This window comes from Bacillus cereus group sp. N6, assembly GCF_016483705.1.
GTDB lineage: Bacteria > Bacillota > Bacilli > Bacillales > Bacillaceae_G > Bacillus_A > Bacillus_A wiedmannii.
This window is the reverse complement of sequence record NZ_JAEHBI010000237.1, coordinates 1-364: the sequence shown is the minus strand read 5'-3', so window position 1 is coordinate 364 and position 364 is coordinate 1. Positions and strand designations below refer to the sequence as shown.

Sequence of the window (364 nt, the reverse complement as noted above, 5' to 3'; positions counted from 1 at the left end):
CATTTTTTGATGAAATTTTTTAAGGGGGGGTGTTATTATCGAATCATTTTTACCACTTTTCATCGTTTTCCCATTTACTCGGTTTCTTTTTGAAGGTTCGACCGTGTTCTGTATTATGGCATGCTACACAGACTGTTTCGAGATTAGCTATCTCTAATGCAAGCTCAGGATGATGTTCAAGCTCTTTGATATGATGGACAACTAACTGTATCTTCTTACGCTTCGCACTCTCACTGTATTCGTTGGTATCAGTTTGAACGCGACCATTGCGTTTACACTCCTGGCATTCATAGTTGTCACGCTTCTTTACTTGTTCTCGTATCCTCTTCCACTCACCACTGTCATAGAACTTACGCTTCTGTTG

General features: G+C 40.1%; 1 protein-coding gene. It reads right to left on the bottom strand.

Translation table 11 applies throughout. The annotated features are described in order from the left end of the window. Positions 1-49: 49 nt before the first annotated feature. On the bottom strand, positions 50-364 hold a 315-nt coding region (locus JDS99_RS32900; RefSeq protein ID WP_199696513.1), incomplete at its 5' end, for an HNH endonuclease.